This window comes from Niveibacterium sp. (genome assembly GCF_041909475.1).
Taxonomy (GTDB): Bacteria; Pseudomonadota; Gammaproteobacteria; order Burkholderiales; family Rhodocyclaceae; genus Niveibacterium.
Genome location: NZ_JAYRDJ010000052.1, coordinates 1 through 17,061, shown reverse-complemented (window position 1 = coordinate 17,061; position 17,061 = coordinate 1). Strand labels below are relative to the sequence as shown.

Below are 17,061 nucleotides of genomic sequence, written 5' to 3'. Positions count from 1 at the left end.
ACGCCGCGCTATGCACACGACGGGACCGACTCTGACTCTCTTGCATGGTGTCCACCGGGTTTGTTAGTGGACACCATCCTTCACGCCATCGAATGACGGCTCAAGATGGGTTGGCCGGACGCTTACGATTGCGTTTCATTTCCGGCAGCTGTGGATGAAAGGCAGATTCGCTGCCTCATTTCTTGGGAGGCTCTTCAAGACAACTTTGGCGGAAATGGAGTCCAGCCGCTCGATTGCTTCTGCCTGAACAGAAACAGGATTGAAGAGAAGGCTGAGAGATTTATTGCGCAAGGGCGTTTCGAGGCGGATGGCTCTATCCTTATCCGCTCTCAAGACGGAGCGTAGGTTCTCTCTGCTGGGGGGATAAGACCGGCGAACTATTCATTCCGTCGAGAGGGACCGCCCACAAGCTGCGCCTATTGGTTCCGTTTGCCGCTTCGCCGCTCCGCCCCCCCCAACGTCAGACGCGCCTTTCGGATCAACTGCCTGCGGACTCTACCGCTCTGGCACTACGTGGCCGTCAGCGGGAGGGGGAGTCCGTCCCATTGCTTACGAGCTGGCTGGCCTCGCGCGGCTCTTTGGCCAAACGCCCGGTGAACTGCCCCGGGTTTTGAGGCCCCGTCATTTGAGCCTGACCTTCATCACAGGCCGCTGGTCGACCTTGCCAATCTTCCAAGCGTAGCCGCCCAGCCCCATCGTTGGTGTCGAGGTTGCGTTGCTCGAGACGACTTCAGCATTCTTGGGCACCTTCACCTCCAGCGTCCCGTCGATCACGATCTGCAGCTGTTCCAGCTGCTTCCGTTCCTTATCCTTGAGCTCCGGAGACGAAATCGTGATGAGTCCGTCTTTGTCCGTCGACACGGACAGCACTTGCAGCAATTTGACGGGCTGCCCGCGCGTCTTCGTGCCTTGGACATCTAGGTCGTAACGCCCCTTCCCGAGGTACACCGCGCGGCGAACGTCCTGGCCCTTGGCCATCTTGTCAGCTTCGGCTTTGAGTCCCGCATCGTCCCTGGGTGAGATGGTCCCGGTCTGCTTTAACTCGGCCGCGGCCAATGCGTGAACGGCGGTTCCTTTGTAACTGTAAGCGTATCCGCCGTCCGGCTGGATTTCGACTTTGGCGGAGAACTTCTCAGGGACCAGGCAGCCGGTGAGGAACAGGGGCAGGAGGGCGAGGAATCCGTAGGACGAGATCTTCATTTGGGAGGTCGCGGAGTGGTTTGGGGCGGGATTTGGAGGAGACGTCATTCCTGACGCTGCAGGGCTGAGACGCTGGTCCGGTGTTGGGGTTTCGCAGACAATCCGTTCAAAATTTGCACTTAATGTGTGAAATTCGCATTTAGCGTTTTCCACGAGACTTCGGCAGATCGGCCGGCGCCAGGTTGGCCGTAATGCGTCGTTGCGGAAACTCGAACTGGCAGGTTTGCAGCGCGGCGCGCACGCGGTCGCGAGATTCTCGCACTTCGGCTTCCGGCAGCCCGACCAGCGAAAAACCCGGCAGGCCATTCGCGAGATGCACCTCGGCGACGACTTCTGGCGCAGCGATGCCGTCGAGCGCGCGGCTGGCGACACAGGCAAGGCTCATGATGACTCCGGCATGGGGATGCAGCGAGTCTAGCGATCGGCGCGGCAGCGTCCATAATGAAAACTCGCGCGGCGCGTCACCAGTCACGCCGCGGTGTGGGTGCAGACCGGGAGGGGCTTGCGACATGCGTTCGGTTCAGCGTGGAAGGTGTCTTCTTCTTGTGCGCGGGGTTTTGCTGCTGCCCTTCGTTGTGCTGGCGCCCGCCGCCTTGGCCGATGGCCTGCGTGTCGCCGGCAGCGGCTTCGGCGTCGCGGCGCCAGAGATGGACTTCACCCGCCTGCTGCGGCCGGGGGCGGATGATGGCGATCTGCCGACACCGGGCCGCACCAGCCTGCGCTACGCACTGCTGGATCAGCCGGGCTGGCATGCCGGCCTGGGTGTGAGTGCGTGGGAGACGACGCCCTTGACCGCACCCTTGTTCTCGCAAAGCGGTTACGTGCCCTTACTCCACGCCTTTGGTGAGTATCGCTTCTGGCGCAGCTTCCGCCTTGCCGGCGATGTGGATGCCTTTGGCGGCACGCAAGGGCGCGGTGTCGATGCGGGTATGCGGCTCTCGTACGACTTCAGCCCAGCTTGGTCAATCTCGGCGGCCTATCGCTTGCATCGCGAGGATCGCGCGCCGGGTTTCGACCTGATCGACCAGGGCAGCCTCAGTTTCGGTACCCGCCTGCGCTTCTGATCCCTGCCTGAAGAAATGCGGCATCCGGCAGTGGCGTGAGAGCATGCGGCTGTCGCCGCCATGCAGGGTTTCTTTGCCATGCCTACTCCGCCCACCGTCCGCAGCATCCTGATCGACCTGTTGCGCCCCTATCGCACCCGCATCGCGGTGGCAGCAATTGCCTTGATACTCGCCGCGAGCGCGATGCTGGGGGTGGGGCAGGGCCTGCGCGCGGTGATCGACCGGGGTTTCTCGGCCGGCGACCCCGCCTGGCTGGATCGCGCGCTGGCTGCGATGTTCGGCGTCATTGCGTTGCTTGCTGCGGCAACCTGGCTGCGCTTCTACAACGTCAGCTGGCTTGGTGAGCGGGTCACGGCTGATCTGCGTCGCAAGTTGTTCGATCATTTGCTCAGCTTGCCGCCGTCTTGGTTCGAGAGCGGCCGTACCGGCGATGTGATTTCTCGCCTTACCTCCGACACCACGCAACTGGAGAACGTGATCGGCTCCAGCGTGTCGATCGCGCTGCGCAACGCGCTGCTATTGGTCGGCGGGCTCGTCATGCTGTTCACCACCAGCACCAAGCTCACCCTGTTGGTCATCGCCGGTGTGCCCTTGGTGGTGGCGCCCATCGTGCTATTCGGTCGAAGGGTCCGCACCTTGGCGCGTGAAAGCCAGGACCGCGTCGCCGAGCTCGGCAACCGTATCGACGAGACGATCCACGAGATCCGCATCGTGCAGGCCTACGGCCACGAGGCGGCCGACCGCGCCGACTTCGGCGCTAGGGTCGAGCGCGGCTTCGCTACTGCGCGCCGCCGTATCGCGGCGCGCTCGGCGCTGATCGTGGCGGTGATGGTGCTGGTGTTTGGCGCAATCGCCTTCATCCTGTGGATCGGTGGCCACGATGTGCTTGCTGGCCGGCTCACGGGGGGCGAGCTGTCGGCCTTCGTCTTCTATGCTGCGATGGTCGCCGGCAGTGTGGGTGCCTTGTCCGAGGTGTGGGGCGATCTGCAGCGCGCGCGCGGTGCGACCGAGCGGCTGATGGAACTGCTTGCTACCGCGCCCGAAGTGGCGCCGCCCGCCACGCCTTATCCCTTGCCACCTGCGCGTGGTGAAGTGCGCTTCGAGGCAGTCGATTTTCGCTACCCGAGCCGGCCGGATACCGCGGCGCTCGATGCGTTCAGCCTCGATGTGTCGCCGGGTGAGACGGTTGCGCTGGTGGGCCCCTCCGGTGCCGGCAAGACGACCGTGTTCCAGATGTTGCTGCGCTTCTACGATCCGCACGCCGGCCGCATCACGATCGACGGCGTTGCGCTGGACGCGGCCGATCCGCTCGCGATCCGTGAGCGGATCGCGCTGGTCTCGCAGGAGGCCGTGATCTTTGCCGCGAGCGTGCTGGAGAACGTGCGCTACGCGCGGCCGGATGCCACGCTTGCCGAGGTGCAGGCGGCCTGCGTGGCGGCGTATGCCGACGGTTTCGTGCGCGAGCTGCCGCAGGGCTACGACACCGATCTGGGCGAGCGGGGCGTGAAGCTCTCCGGCGGGCAGCGGCAGCGCATCGCGATCGCGCGGGCGATCCTCGCCGATCGCCCGATCCTGTTGCTCGATGAGGCGACCTCGGCGTTGGATGCCGAGAGCGAACGCATGGTGCAGGCGGCGCTGATGCACTTGATGCGCGGCCGTACCACGCTGGTGATTGCGCACCGGTTGGCGACCGTGCAGCAGGCCGACCGCATCGTCGTGATGGAACACGGCCGCATCGTCGAGCAGGGCGATCACGCGGCCTTGATCGAGGCGGACGGCCTCTACGCCCACCTCGCCCGGCTGCAGTTCAGCGCCTGAGGCGGGCCGCGGGGGGGCTGGTGCTAGCCGGCTGCGCTGGGCGCCACCGGTGCCTCTGGTGTTGTCTCGGGCACCTTGTCGACCGGCTTGCTGCGCACCGGAGCCGGCCGTGGTGGTGCGGCCTGCCAATCGAGCGCATAACGCGGATCGCGCAGGGGCCCGCTCAGCCGCACCGGCACCGTGACGCCGCGCAGGCCGATCAGGTCGCGCGGTATCGGCCCTTGCGACTGCACTGCGGTACGCACCAGCCAGTCGAGCTGGCCGTCGGCGAGCCGCAGTTTGCCGCCGCCGCCCATGCGTACCCAAGGGGTGCGGGCCGTGAGCTCGCTGCATTCCGCTTCACCGCCGCCAAAGCGGCAGTGGGTGCCGAATTCCTCGAAGCTTTGCTGCTCGCGCGCGACGTGGCGGCGTTCGGCGGCGCCACGGTCCTTCAGCGCCGGTCGCACTGCGCGCAGGAAGTCGTCCAGTGCGAGGCCGTTCCACTGCGCAGGGCGCAGCGTGAACTGCGCCTCGCCGCTCAGGCTGCGTGCGATGGCGGGCCAATCCGGCCCGATTGCTTGTACCGAGCAGCGGCCTGAAACGCTGCCGCGCAGCGGCCAGCTGCGCTTGAGCTCTTGTGCCAGCGCAGTGAGTTCGATGCCGCTGTAGCGCCCATCCAGAGCAAGACTGCGATTGGCGGTGTCGTAGCGGGCGCTGCCGCTCAAGTCTCCACCGTAGGTTTTGAGTGCCAGCGTGTCGAAGCTGACTGCGCCGTCGCCGGTCTGCAGTTGTGCGCTGACTGCGCTACCTTGCAGCGGCCCGATCCGAAGTGCCGCAATGTTCAGCTGACCGTCGCCGCGCAGGTGAGCGACCGGCGCAAGCAGCGCGCTGGCACCGTCGAGGCCAAGCGCCTTGCTGATCCGCCCGGTGTCGACGCGTTCGGCGTCCAACACGAAGTGCCATGGCACTGCGCGGGATTGTTCGTACTGGGCCTGCAACTGCATCGCGCTGTCGGCGACACGGATCCGCAAGCGCGTATCGACACGCCCGCCGAGCAGCGAACTTGCTGCGTTGCCGGCGACGGTGGCGGTCCACGCACCTTCCGGCGCGCCGGGTGCGGCGCTGCGCCAGCGTGCGTCGATCGCATCGAGCTCGACGCGGCCGTGCTGCGGGCGGTAGGCAATACGGGCGTTGAGTTGGCCGCTGGTGAGGCGTTGTCCACCCTGGCTGCGGAAGGTCGCGCGCAACGGTTCGCCGGGGAAGTCCGCCGTGCGGGGCGCGATCGACGCAGTCTCGAAACTGGCTTCGGTGCGTTCGCTGCCATCGGTAAGCTGCAAGGTCGCCTTCACGGCTTGCAGCGCCAGCGCCTCGTTCTGACTGGCAAGGCGCTCGGCGCTCGCCTGCACTTGCAGCTTGCCGGTACCAAGTCGCCCCTTGGCTTGCATCACGATGCCCTGAAGTGCCAGCGCGTTGCCTTGGTCGCCACGGCCGCTGCGGATCTGCACTTCGCCGTCCACGCTGGTGGCGCCCCAGGCATCGCCCCGGAAGCCGAGCGTTGCCGATTCGATGTCGTAACCCTTGCCGTCGAGCAGGTAGGCCAGATCTAGCGTGAGTCCGCCGGAAGCAGCGCCGGGGCCTTCGGTCAGCGAGCCCTCGACACGGATGCGACCGTGCGAACCGGCTTGCAGCGCGTCGGTCACGAGGTGAATGCGCTCGAAGGTCAGCGCGTGGCCGAGCGCGTCGTCACGCAGGCGCACGCGCGCGCGCTCGACAACAATTTGATCGAGGCGGATTGAGAACGGCCACGGCGATTCGAGACGAAGGCCGCGGTTGAGATCTGCGAGGCTCCAGCCTTCGCGGTTATGCAGCAGCGTCGCATCCAGGTCGGCGAAGCGTAGCGAGCGGAGTTCAAGTTTGCCGCGCAACAGTGGCCACAGCGCGAGACCGGCCTCGACGCGGCCGATGCGCAGCGGAATGCCCGGTGCATCGCGTTCGCCGAGCGCCAGCCCTTCGATCACGACCGTCGGACCCGGGCGGAACGCGAGCCTGGGCATGCTCTCCATCGCCAGCGGCCGCGATGTGCGTTCGCGCACCTGGCGCGCAAGATCCCGCCGCACGACCTTGCCGTCCCAGGTGGCGTGCAGGTAGAGCCCCAGCACCAGCGCGAGTGCGCTGAGCGCGCCGAGCAGGAAACCGAGGATCTTGACCAGCCGGGTGATCATGGGTGCGGAAGCTCCGTTGGGCTCTTCGGCAGTTCCAGCGTCACGCAGAAGCCTTCGGCGTCACAGACGCAGCTGAGGCGGGCCCCGTGCCGGTCTGCCACACGCCGCACATAGGCAAGGCCCAGCCCGCGTGGCCGGCCGCTGCGCTGCGCGGCACACAGTACAGACACTGCGATGCTGTCGGGGCCGTTGCCCTGGTCACGGATAACACAGCACCAATGCGAGGCGCCAGCTTCTACCGACAGCCGGACCATGGCGTTCGACGGCCCATGCACCACGGCGTTCTCCAGCAAGTGCGTCACGGCTCGCCGCAGCGCGTCGACATCACCGCGAACGAGCGCATCGTCGCCAGCCGCATCGGCGCCGACGTCGATCGTGATCTGCCGATCGCGCGCCAGTTTCCAGCATGCGTCGCTGGCTTCCCACGCGATCTGTTGCACGCTGACCGGCTCGAACTGCTCGCTGCGCAGCGCATCGGCACGCAGCAGGCGCAGCACGCCGTCGGCCCGCGTGAGCGCGAGTTCCGCATAGTGGCCGACTTGCTGCAGGGTTTGCGGATCGGGCGGCAGCGTGCCGTCGGCAACGCTCTCGGTCAGCGTCAGGATCGCGCCGAGCGGCGAGCGCAGATCATGCGATAGCGCGCGCCAGGCGTCGTCGCGCAGGTTCGTGGCGCTGAGTTCGGCGCTGCGATCCTCGATTAGGTACAGCGTTTGATGCTGATCGGGCAAGGCATGGCGCGTCACGCGCAGCGGCGTGTTCAGCCCCGCCCCGGCGTTGAGGTCGTGCAAGGCGGCAAGCGCACCCGGCCCGTCTTCAGCGCCAAGCAGGGCACAGGCGCGCGGCGAGGCATGCAGCAGTGCGCCGTCGGCATCGCACAGTATTGCGCCGAGCGGCAGCAGGTCGATCACGGCCAGCGGCAGCATCATCTCCTTGCGTGCTTGCGGCGGTATCATGGACACTTGCCCCCGCAGTGCGGCGCATCGCTCGCCACCACAACAAGCCCGCCGAGAGGCGGCCAATCAGGAGATCGGGTCATGAGTTTTCTGTCGGAGTTCAAGGAATTCGCGCTCAAGGGCAACGTCGTCGACCTCGCCGTGGGCGTGATCATCGGCGGTGCTTTCGGCAAGATCGTCGATTCGCTGGTCAAGGACGTCGTCATGCCGATCCTCGGGCGCCTGATCGGTGGCGTCGATTTCAAGCATCTGTACATCAACCTGGGCGACAAGACCTTCGAGACGCTCGAAGCGGCCGAGAAGGCCGGCGCGCCGCTGGTGAAGTATGGCGCGTTCATCAATACCACGGTCGACTTCCTGATCATCGCGCTGGCGATTTTCGTGGCCATGAAAGCGATCAACAAACTCAAGCGCGAACAGCCCGCCGCACCGGCCGAACCGGCGGCCACACCGGAGGATGTTCTGCTGCTGCGCGAGATCCGCGACGCATTGAAGAAGTGACTTCAGACCCCGTCCGGGTTGAACGACGGCCGCCGCGAGGCGGCCGTTTTCATTCCTCGGTCAGACGCTCGAGCCGGTAGCCGTAGTTGTAGGTCGGCGTCAGCCGGTAGCCGTTTTCGGGGCGCAGCGCGAGTTTCGTGCGCAGGCGTGAGACATGGGTGTCGATCGTGCGCGTCGCGACATTGGGGTTTCGGCCCCAGACCGCTTCGAGCAGGTGCCCACGCGAGTAGAGGCGGCCGACATTGCGGAACAGGAACAGCGCGAGTTCGAATTCCTTGTCGGTCAGCTCAATCGCGGTGTCGCCGAGGCTGCACACCTTGTTTGCAATGTCGAAGCGGTAGGGCGGTGCGTTGAGTTCGCGTTCCGGTTCCTTCGGCCGCACGCGGCGCAGCACTGCTTCGATACGCGACAGCAGTTCGAGCCGCCGCACCGGCTTGACGATGTAGTCGTCGGCGCCAGCGCCGAGCGCCGCTACGATGTCTTCCTCGGCATCGCGTGCGGTGACGAAGATTACCGGTGTCGGATCGTTGCGGTCTTCGCGCAGCCAGTGCAGCACTTCGGCGCCGGAGATGTCGGGCACCATCCAGTCGATCAGGAACAGGTCGAAGCTCTCGCGGCCGGCGACCTTCATCAGCTCGCGCGGATGCGAGAATGCATGGACATCGTGCCCCGCGTCGCGCAGCCAGGTCTCCACGGTGCTGGACTGGTCGCGGTCATCCTCGAGCATTGCAAGGCGCATGGCGTTTCCTCAAAGCCCTTCGGCTACGAAGGGGTTGGTGCGGCGCTCGCGGCCGATGCTGGACATCGGGCCGTGGCCAGGAATGAAATTCACGTCGTCGCCGAGCGGCCACAGTTTCGTGCGGATCGACCTGACCAACGTGTTGAAATCGCCACGCGGGAAGTCGGTGCGGCCGATCGATCCGGCGAACAATACGTCGCCGACCAGCGCCAGGCCCGCTTCGCGGTGAAAGAACACGACATGGCCGGGCGTATGGCCCGGCGTGTGCAGCACCTGCAGACTTTGCGCGCCGACGGTGACGGTATCGCCGTCTTCCAGCCAGCGATCGGGTTCGAACTGCTCAACCTGCGGGAAGCCGAACATGCGCGACTGCTGCGGCAAGGCGTCCAGCCAGAAGCGTTCTTCCGCCTGTGGCCCCTCGATCGGCACGCCGGCGCGGCGCGCCAGTTCGGCGGTGCCGCCGGCATGGTCGATGTGGCCATGCGTCAGCAGGATCTTCTCCAGCGTCAGCCCCTCGCTCTCAACGGCATCGAGCAAGCGGTTGACCTCGCCGCCCGGGTCGACCAAGGCCGCCTTGCGGGTCTCGGGACACCACAGCAAGGTGCAGTTCTGCTGAAACGGGGTGACGGGAAGAATCCGGTATTGCAAGACACGAGCCTCCAAACCGTTCATTCTAGCGCCGGCAGCGGCAGCCGACAGTTGCGCCGGTCACGCTGACTGGCCGCTTGCTCAAGTTATTGCTGCGTCGGCCCGTTAGTGGGAAGACGCCGGAACATGCTGCCTGCCGAATATCATGTGGTACCCGGCGTGGGCCCGTACAGCCCCGGGCGCACGCCGAATGCGGATTGAACCCGAACCGATCGATGGCCAAACCCTCCCTGCCGTTTCCGCTTGCTGTTCGTCCGATGGGCATTGCCGCCAAGCTGAGCTTGCTGGCGGTCTCGACGATCCTGCTGACGGCGGTGGCGATCGGCGTGGCGGTGATCCGCACCCAGTCGAAGCTCGCCTTCGACGCGCTCAATGGGCACGGTGAGGCGGTTGTTTCGATGCTCGCACAGAGCGGCGAGTTCCCGCTCTACAGCGCCAATCGCCCCGCGCTGACGCAACTGCTCGGCGGGCTTGCCGACAACAAGGACATTGCGTACGCGGCCTTTTACGGGGCCGATCACACCCTGCTGGCGGAGCGCAGATTCCGCGCGGCCACGCCCGCGCGTGTCAAGCCGGCGGATTGGCCGGCTCGCGGGGTCAGCCACCGTAGTCAGGGCGGCGATCAACTGGAGTTCCTTGCCGTCGTCAAACCGCCAGCGCGGCCGGACGCCGATGCAGACGACGACGGCGCCGGCTTTGTCGGCGCCCCGGACGATGCACCGTTGGGCTATGTCCAGCTCACGCTGTCGAGCGCCCGGGCGAAGGGGGAGGCGCTCTCCTTCATCAACGAGACCGCGCGCTTTGCCATTGTCGTCACCGCCCTTGCGATCGTGCTGACGACGCTATTCACGCGCCGCCTTGTGCAACCGCTGCGCGACCTCTCACGTGCCGCGCGCGAGGTGGCTGAAGGCCGCCTGGGGCAGACGGTTCAGATTTCTTCCACCGACGAATTGGCCGATCTCGGGCGCGCCTTTCAGCACATGGTGGACAGTCTGGGTGCGTCGCGCGCCCGGCTGCTTGAGTACCAGAACCTGCTGGAAGACCGCGTTCAATCGCGCACCCGCGAGCTCGAACAGGCCACTGCCCAGGCGCTCGACCTCGCCCAGCGCGACACGCTGACTGGCCTTCCCAACCGCGCCCACTTCACCGCGATGCTCGAACAGGCGCTGGTGTCGCATGCCAGCAGCGGTGAGCGGATTGCGGTGCTGTTCCTCGATCTGGATCTCTTCAAGCGGATCAACGACACACTCGGTCACCAGACTGGCGACACGCTGCTGCAGTACATCGCCGACGCCTTGCGCGGGGCTCTGCGCGACGGTGATCTGGTGGCCCGATTCGGCGGCGATGAGTTCGTGATCCTTGCGCGCGACGTACGCAACACCGAGCAGGTCAGCGGCATCGCGCGCCGCATTCTCAATGCCTTCCTGACGCCGGTTGAACTGGCCGGCCACAGTTTCAAGGTCGGCTTCTCGATCGGCATCAGCATCTGTCCGGATCATGGCAACGATGCCGCTAACCTGCTGAAGAACGCCGATCTGGCAATGTATGCGAGCAAGGAAGCCGGCCGCGGAGGCTATCGCTTCTACACGCCGGATCTGAATCAGCGCGCGATGGATCGGCTGAACATCGAGAACGGTTTGCGCCGCGCGCTCGACAACGAAGGCGAGCTACTCCTCGAATACCAGCCACAGGTTGAACTCAGTGGTGGCCGCATGGTGTCGGCCGAGGCGCTGTTGCGCTGGAGGACGCCCGAGGGCACGGTGATCTCGCCCGGGCGCTTCATTCCAATCGCGGAAGAGACCGGGCTGATCGTGCCGATCGGCGAAAAGGTGCTGCGCAATGCCTGCGCCACGCTGGCGCGCTGGCGTGCCGCGGGCCTGCCCCTGCCGCGAATCGCGGTGAACATCGCCGCGCCGCAGTTCGAGAGCCGCAACTTTGGCGACACCGTGGCGCGCGCGCTGGCGGACTACGACATACCGCCGGACCGCCTCGAACTCGAACTGACCGAGAGCGTGATCGTGCGCGATGCCGAATCCGCCCTGCGCGAAATGGCCCGGCTCAAGGAACTGGGGGTTTCGATTGCACTGGACGACTTCGGCACTGGCTACTCCAGCCTTTCCTACCTGTCTCGAATGCCAATCGACCTGGTCAAGATCGATCGTGCCTTCGTGATGCGCTCGACCGAGGACGACAACGCCCGCACCATCGTGCGCTCCATCGTTGCGTTGTCGCATGCGCTGCGCCACAAGGTCGTGGCCGAGGGCGTCGAGACGCGCGCGCAGCTCACGCAACTGCGCCGGGCGGGTTGCGACTATGTGCAGGGCTTCCTGCTGGCGCGCCCGATGTCCGAAGCGGCGCTGACGGCTTGGTTGTCGAGCGAGGTCACGCCGGCCGAAGTGCTGCTCGGCGACAAAGCGAACGAGTGGCTCTGAGGCAAGGCTGCCGAGCGGAAGAGAGCGTACGGAGAAGCGAGAACGGTAAGGGGAAAAGCGAGATCTGGTGCGACCGGCGGGATTCGAACCCACGACCCCTGGCTTCGGAGGCCAGTACTCTATCCAGCTGAGCTACGGTCGCACAGCCGGCCGATCATAGCGCAGATCGCCCCATAGCGTCCATGCGGATGCTGCAGCGCGTCGAATTGTCCCGCTATAATCAGGACCTTGCGTGGCAGGGGGCCGCGCAACACAACGTCAAAAACACATCGTAGGCCATCATGTCGATCCGCACCGCGCTACCGCTCGCTCTCCTTTCGGCCGCTCTGCTTGCCGGCTGCAACAAGTCGCAACCCGTCAACGAGGAAGAGACCGCAACGCTGATCCAGCCGGTCGCGCAAGTGGCCCTGGCGGCCGCAGACGCTGGCGCAGCAAAGGGCAGCCGCACGGGTGAGCAGGTTGTCGGCGCAGTCTGCGGCGCCTGCCACAATTCCGGCGCGCTGAACGCACCCAAGGTTGGCGACAACGCGGCGTGGGCGCCACGCCTCGGTCAAGGCCTCGATGGGCTGCTGAAGTCGGCACTTAACGGCAAGAATTCGATGCCGGCGCGCGGCGGCAACCCGGATCTGACCGATGAGGAAATCGCCCGTGCGATCGTCTTCATGGCCAACAAGTCCGGCGCTTCCTTCAAGGAACCAGCCGCCAAGTAATTTGCAGCGGCGTTTGAGTAACGGGCTGCCCGCGGGCAGCCCGTTTGCGTTTACGTCGCTTCGTCGGGGGGCAGATCGAACAGCAGGACTTCGCCGCCCGTGATGCCTTCGATCGTCAGCAAGGCTTCATCGGCAATTCGCGCGCCGTCGCCGGCATGGAGCGTCTGGCCGTTGAGGCGCACGCTGCCCTGCGCAACATGCAGGTAGCCAAGGCGGCCCTGCTCGGGGCGGAATTCCGCTGATTCGCCGGCATCAAACAGCCCGGCGAAGATCGAAGCGTCCTGGTGCAGCGTCACGCTGCCGTCGCGCCCGTCCGGCGACGCGACGCGACGCAGCCGGCCGCGCTTTTCTTCAGCGCTGAAGTTCTGCTGTTCGTAGCCGGGTGCGATGCCGCGCTCGGCCGGGTGAATCCAGATCTGCAGGAAGTGCACTGGCTCGGCCTGCGAGGGGTTGAATTCGCTGTGCATCACGCCGCTGCCGGCGCTCATGCGCTGCACATCGCGCGGCTGGATCAGCGTGCCGTTGCCCATGCTGTCCCGGTGTTGCAGCGTACCGGCCAGCACATAGCTGACGATCTCCATGTCGCGGTGGCCGTGCGTACCGAAACCCATGCCCGGCGCGACGCGGTCGTCGTTGATGACCCGCAACACGCCCCAGCCCATGTGCTGCGGGTCGTAATAGTCGGCAAAGGAGAAGCTGTGGTGGCTGTCGAGCCAGCCGTGATTGGCATGGCCGCGTTCGTCGGCGGGGCGGATCTGGATCATGGTCGGGCTCCTGCTAGGCCAATCCGTGAATGTGGATCAGCGTCAGGACCAAGCATAGGCCGACGCAAACGGCGAAAAAAGCGAAGGTTTATGGCAGTTAAGATGAATGCGGCTCACCAAACGCCGGCGGCAGGTGCGAGCGGCTCAGTCATGCGGAAGCAAGCCGGTTCGCCGCCGAGACTCGCTTCCGCCTGGCCGCTCGCACAATTGATTACGGCCGCGTTGCGGATGCCTTGAATCCCGCAATGCCCCTGTTGCTCGTCGGGTCGACGCGGTTTGCGCCGCGCCGCATAATCCGGCCTCCGCAGTGACCGAGATGTAGCGCATGTCTGTTTCCGATGATTCGCCCGAGTTCGATACGCTGGCCTTCCGCCGCGCACTGGGCATGTTCGCCACCGGCATTACCGTGGTGACCGCGCAAACACCGGATGGGCGGCGCATCGGTTTGACGGTGAACTCCTTCAACTCGGTGTCGCTGACGCCGCCGCTGGTGCTTTGGAGCCTTGCACGCCATTTGCCGGTGCTTGCGGACTTTGAGCGCTGCAGCCATTACGCGATCAATGTGCTGGCGACGCACCAGCAACCCTTGTCGCAACGTTTCGCCACGCGCGCCGACGACAAGTTCGCCGAGCTCGATGCGCGCGAGGGCGTGACCGGTGCGCCGCTGCTGCGCGACTGTTGTGCCTGGTTTGAATGCCGCAACGGGATCCGCCATGATGGTGGGGACCACCTGCTTTTCATCGGCCAGGTCGAGGCCTTCGAACGAGGCGAGGGTGAACCCCTGATTTACCACGCCGGGCGTTATCGCTACCTGTCGGTCGAGTAGGACTGAAGGCTGCGCGAGGGCCTGACTGGTTGCTCCGGCCGGCCCGTGATCGCGCCGCCGGGCGAAAAAAGGTGGGTGCGGTGGTCGAACTGAGACTGGAGTGCTGCCATGTCTGCATCGCTTCAAACAGGTGTGCTGGAGTGCCCGCAACGCGGCGCTGATCTGCTCGCGCTGCAAAACGATGTGCTCGAAGCCGTGGCGCGCGGCCGGCCTCTGCACGACACGCTGGATCTGCTCTGTCGCAGGGTTGAAGCGCTGGCGGGCGATGTGCGCTGTACCGTTTTGCTGCTCGACGGCACGCGGTTGCGCCATGGCGCGGCACCGAGCGTGCCTGCGGTCTATGTGCAGGCCATCGACGGGGTCGAGATCGGCCCGGCGGTCGGCTCCTGCGGTACTGCGGCCTATCGCGGCGAAGCGGTCGAGGTCACCGACATCGCCAATGATCCACTCTGGGCGCCCTACAAGCATCTCGCCTTGCCGCACGGCCTGAAGGCCTGCTGGTCAACACCGATCCGTGCGCGCGCCGGAGCCGTCCTCGGTACCTTTGCGCTCTACTTTGGCGAGTGTCGCGGCGCCGGGGCTTTTCACCGCGATGCGGTGCGGGCGTCCACCCACCTCGCTGCAATTGCGATCGAGCGCGCCGCGATGGACGACGCCGAACGCCGCCGGATAGCCGAGCTGGCGGAGAGCAACGCGCGTTACGAGCAACTCAACCGCACGCTGGAAGAGCGTGTCGCTGAACGTACGCGAGACCTGGACGCGCGCAATGCCGAACTGGCGCAGGCCTTCGAAGAGTTGCAGCGTGCCCAGCACGCCTTGCTTGAAGCACGCAGGCTGGCGAGCCTCGCGCGCATGGTGGCGGGCATCGCGCACGAGCTCAACACGCCGCTTGGCAACGCGCGCGTGCTAGCCAGTACGATGGTGTCGCGATGCGAGGAATTCAGCGAACTGGCGCGCGGCGCGATGCGCCGCTCCGACATCAACCATTTCGTCAGCGATGTGTCCGAGGCCGCGGAATTGTTGGAGCAGGCGGTTGCCAGCGCCGTTGCCAGTGTCGGTAGTTTCAAGGCGGTCGCCGTGGATCAGCCGGCATCGGTACGTGCCAGCTTCGCGGTGGGCGACACGCTGCAGTACATCGCCCATCTGTTTGCACCGGCACTGCGCGCGGGGCGTTGCACCCTGACACTCGACGCGCCCGCCGGCCTGATGCTCGACAGTTACCCGGCTGCGTTGCAGCAGGTGCTGTCCACCGTGGTGGATAACGCCTTGGTGCACGGCCTTGCCGGCAAGACCGACGGACGCTTGCTACTCGCGGCGGAGCGGGTGGCCGATGGCGTCCGGCTCGTGGTGAAGGACAACGGTGCCGGCATGGCGTCGGAGGTGCTCGACAAGGCCTTCGACCCGTTCTTCACGACGCGGCTGGCGCAGGGCAGCAGCGGCCTCGGGCTGCATGTCGCGCACAATCTGGTGAATGGGGTGCTGGGCGGCGAGATTCGTGTCGAAAGTAGCCTGGGGGCGGGTACGTCGGTTGTAATCCGCCTGCCGCTCAGCGCGCCGCTGCGTACCTGACACCTCGTGGGCGGCTACTGGAGCGGCGCGAAACGGGGCTGCACGACGCCCTCGTGCGTGATCGTCTCGACGAACATCGCGTAGGGCCGCACCCAGAGCCCGCTCGTGTTGTACAGCGGGCGATAGAGCACCAGTGCTTCGAGCGTTTCGCTGTGGCGCGCGACGCCCAGCACTTCGTACTCGCCACCCTTGTAGTGGCGGTAGCGGCCCGGGCGCAACTCCGGAAGCGGCGGCAGATCCCTGGATTCCATGGCGGCAGCGAGGCAATGAAAGCGCCGATTATGGCGCCTTCATCGTCCGAGCGGCGCACTACAGGCCCAGCAGGCCCTTGAGCTTGTAGGCGGTATCGATCGCGGTGGTGGCACTGTCGATCACCGAGCGTGTGGTGTCCGCGGCGGGCTTGCTGCTCTCGCCCGCGTTACCGTTAGCCGGTGCCGGTTGTGCCTGCGGCCGCGGTGCGGTGCGGTTGGCTTGGGTTTGTGTCGCAGCGGTGACCGCCGGGCGCTGCACGATGATCTCGACTCGGCGGTTCTTTGCGCGACCGGCGTCATCGGTGTTCGCCGCGAGTGGCTGCGTTTGGCCCATGCCGCGAGCGAGCATGCGCGAGGCGTCGATGCCGGTGCGGCTGAGCGCTTCAGTGACGGCGCGCGCGCGTGCTTCCGACAGGCGCTGGTTGGCGTCGGCGCCACCCACGTCGTCGGTATGACCAACCACCTCGATCTGCAGCGTCGGGTTCTCCTGCAGTACCTTGCCGAGTTCCTTCAGTGTGGATTGGGAGCTGTCGCGCAGCACCGCCTTGCCGGTGTCGAACTGGAAGCCGTAGAGATCGACACGCCCCTGTTCGCTGAGCGATTTGGCGATCGGGCTTTCGCCACTGATGGCCATCTGGTTGTCGTCCAGACTGCCCTTCTCGACCACGAACAGCCATGCGTTGGGTTCGCCCAGGTCATTGACCCACAGCGACACATAGGTGTTGCCGCGCTTGGCTGCCAGATACTGGTTCTCGCGGCTGCCGTTGAGGTAGAGGTCGCGCGCCTTCATCAACGTCTTGAAGCTGCCGAGGTTCGCGTCGGTGCAGGGGCGCTCGCAGACGAATAGCTCGCTGAAACCGGAGCGCTTGAGTGCCGACTGGTAGTTGCGGAACACCTGCAGCGCCGAGGCGGTTTTCGGCATCTCGTAATGGATGTAGGTGACGCGGCCTTCCACCGGCAGCACCTTTTCCGCCATGTATTCGCCGCCGCGGTTGAACGGACGGCTCAGGATCAGCTGCGCCTCTTCGTATTCCTTGAAGTCGTAGCCTTCGATCACCGCGCCGGGGTAACGGCTGACCTCCGGATGGTCGGCGCCTCGCTCTGCATGGGCCTGGGGTGCCGCGGCGGCCAGCAGGAGTGTGGACGCAAGCAGGGCAGGGGTGATCTTACGCATAGGACGACTCCGATTATTCCGATGACATCGCGCGATCGTAGCATCGCCGTTTGACGGTATGGCGCGGAAACATTTCTCATTTGACTCTTTGGTCGTATCTTCGACGAACCGGTGCATGGCGCCGCGGTCTGAACAGAGCGAAACCCGGAGATCGCCGACGATGAATGCCCCTGATGCCCTGATGCGCCCGTTCGAACAATTGAGCTTCGAC

16 protein-coding genes, 1 tRNA gene and 1 pseudogene are annotated in these 17,061 nt (G+C 65.6%); 8 read left to right on the top strand and 10 right to left on the bottom strand.

Annotated features, from left to right (window positions below):
- Window positions 1–105: 105 nt before the first annotated feature.
- Window positions 106–345 carry a DUF1488 domain-containing protein gene (locus tag ACE3P0_RS20495; protein WP_374404660.1) on the top strand — a complete coding sequence of 80 codons (240 nt, stop codon included), beginning with the start codon at window positions 106–108 and terminating at the stop codon, window positions 343–345.
- Window positions 346–621: 276 nt separating this feature from the next.
- Here the strand turns inward: ACE3P0_RS20495 and ACE3P0_RS20490 are convergent, their stop codons facing one another.
- Both ACE3P0_RS20490 and ACE3P0_RS20485 read right to left on the bottom strand, forming a co-directional pair.
- Window positions 622–1,200, bottom strand: a complete 579-nt coding sequence (locus ACE3P0_RS20490) for a hypothetical protein (RefSeq protein WP_374404659.1) — start codon at window positions 1,198–1,200, stop codon at window positions 622–624.
- Between the two features lie 145 nt (window positions 1,201–1,345).
- Window positions 1,346–1,585: pseudogene (locus tag ACE3P0_RS20485) on the bottom strand (magnesium chelatase domain-containing protein); the annotation flags it as partial.
- A 160-nt stretch (window positions 1,586–1,745) separates the two neighbouring features.
- Here ACE3P0_RS20485 and ACE3P0_RS20480 point away from each other — a divergent pair.
- A complete protein-coding gene (locus ACE3P0_RS20480; protein WP_374404658.1) occupies window positions 1,746–2,264 on the top strand; it encodes a hypothetical protein in 519 nt (172 codons plus the stop codon).
- 78 nt (window positions 2,265–2,342) lie between these two features.
- Window positions 2,343–4,082 (top strand): ABC transporter transmembrane domain-containing protein, encoded by a 1,740-nt coding sequence (locus tag ACE3P0_RS20475; protein ID WP_374404656.1) that lies wholly within the window; start codon window positions 2,343–2,345, stop codon window positions 4,080–4,082.
- Window positions 4,083–4,105: 23 nt separating this feature from the next.
- On the opposite strand, the gene ACE3P0_RS20470 is transcribed toward ACE3P0_RS20475, so the two are convergent.
- Both ACE3P0_RS20470 and ACE3P0_RS20465 read right to left on the bottom strand, forming a co-directional pair.
- On the bottom strand, window positions 4,106–6,283 hold the full coding sequence (locus ACE3P0_RS20470) for an AsmA family protein (RefSeq protein ID WP_374404655.1): 2,178 nt from the start codon (window positions 6,281–6,283) through the stop codon (window positions 4,106–4,108).
- Entirely contained in the window at window positions 6,280–7,236 is a 957-nt protein-coding gene (locus tag ACE3P0_RS20465; RefSeq protein ID WP_374404654.1) for an ATP-binding protein, read from the bottom strand. Before ACE3P0_RS20465 ends, ACE3P0_RS20470 begins: the two co-directional genes overlap by 4 nt.
- Window positions 7,237–7,317: 81 nt before the next feature.
- Between ACE3P0_RS20465 and mscL the strand changes: the two genes are divergently transcribed.
- Window positions 7,318–7,737 carry a large conductance mechanosensitive channel protein MscL gene (mscL, locus tag ACE3P0_RS20460; protein WP_374404653.1) on the top strand — a complete coding sequence of 140 codons (420 nt, stop codon included), beginning with the start codon at window positions 7,318–7,320 and terminating at the stop codon, window positions 7,735–7,737.
- Between the two features lie 49 nt (window positions 7,738–7,786).
- Here mscL and ACE3P0_RS20455 read toward each other — a convergent pair whose 3' ends face one another.
- On the bottom strand, window positions 7,787–8,476 hold the full coding sequence (locus tag ACE3P0_RS20455) for a response regulator transcription factor (protein ID WP_374404652.1): 690 nt from the start codon (window positions 8,474–8,476) through the stop codon (window positions 7,787–7,789).
- Window positions 8,477–8,485: 9 nt separating this feature from the next.
- Window positions 8,486–9,148: an MBL fold metallo-hydrolase gene (locus ACE3P0_RS20450; RefSeq protein ID WP_374404651.1), complete on the bottom strand. Its 663-nt coding sequence runs from the start codon at window positions 9,146–9,148 to the stop codon at window positions 8,486–8,488.
- Window positions 9,149–9,339: 191 nt separating this feature from the next.
- On the opposite strand from ACE3P0_RS20450, the gene ACE3P0_RS20445 reads away from it, so the two are divergent.
- Window positions 9,340–11,556 (top strand): putative bifunctional diguanylate cyclase/phosphodiesterase, encoded by a 2,217-nt coding sequence (locus ACE3P0_RS20445; RefSeq protein ID WP_374404649.1) that lies wholly within the window; start codon window positions 9,340–9,342, stop codon window positions 11,554–11,556.
- A gap of 65 nt (window positions 11,557–11,621) precedes the next feature.
- Here ACE3P0_RS20445 and ACE3P0_RS20440 read toward each other — a convergent pair.
- Window positions 11,622–11,698: transfer RNA gene (locus tag ACE3P0_RS20440), tRNA-Arg, on the bottom strand.
- A 139-nt stretch (window positions 11,699–11,837) separates the two neighbouring features.
- Here ACE3P0_RS20440 and ACE3P0_RS20435 point away from each other — a divergent pair.
- Window positions 11,838–12,266: a cytochrome c5 family protein gene (locus ACE3P0_RS20435; RefSeq protein ID WP_374404648.1), complete on the top strand. Its 429-nt coding sequence runs from the start codon at window positions 11,838–11,840 to the stop codon at window positions 12,264–12,266.
- A gap of 50 nt (window positions 12,267–12,316) precedes the next feature.
- Here ACE3P0_RS20435 and ACE3P0_RS20430 read toward each other — a convergent pair whose 3' ends face one another.
- The gene (locus ACE3P0_RS20430) at window positions 12,317–13,030 is read right to left on the bottom strand and encodes a pirin family protein (protein ID WP_374404647.1); all 714 of its coding nucleotides are present in this window, start codon (window positions 13,028–13,030) and stop codon (window positions 12,317–12,319) included.
- 325 nt (window positions 13,031–13,355) lie between these two features.
- On the opposite strand from ACE3P0_RS20430, the gene ACE3P0_RS20425 reads away from it, so the two are divergent.
- Together ACE3P0_RS20425 and ACE3P0_RS20420 are read left to right on the top strand one after the other, a co-directional pair.
- The gene (locus ACE3P0_RS20425; protein ID WP_374404645.1) at window positions 13,356–13,856 is read left to right on the top strand and encodes a flavin reductase family protein; all 501 of its coding nucleotides are present in this window, start codon (window positions 13,356–13,358) and stop codon (window positions 13,854–13,856) included.
- Between the two features lie 108 nt (window positions 13,857–13,964).
- Window positions 13,965–15,425, top strand: coding sequence for an ATP-binding protein (locus ACE3P0_RS20420; RefSeq protein ID WP_374404644.1), 1,461 nt, complete (start codon window positions 13,965–13,967; stop codon window positions 15,423–15,425).
- 14 nt (window positions 15,426–15,439) lie between these two features.
- Here the strand turns inward: ACE3P0_RS20420 and ACE3P0_RS20415 are convergent, their stop codons facing one another.
- The gene (locus ACE3P0_RS20415) at window positions 15,440–15,676 is read right to left on the bottom strand and encodes a DUF1653 domain-containing protein (protein WP_374404643.1); all 237 of its coding nucleotides are present in this window, start codon (window positions 15,674–15,676) and stop codon (window positions 15,440–15,442) included.
- 58 nt (window positions 15,677–15,734) lie between these two features.
- Window positions 15,735–16,850, bottom strand: a complete 1,116-nt coding sequence (locus ACE3P0_RS20410) for an OmpA family protein (RefSeq protein ID WP_374404641.1) — start codon at window positions 16,848–16,850, stop codon at window positions 15,735–15,737.
- Window positions 16,851–17,061 lie beyond the last annotated feature (211 nt).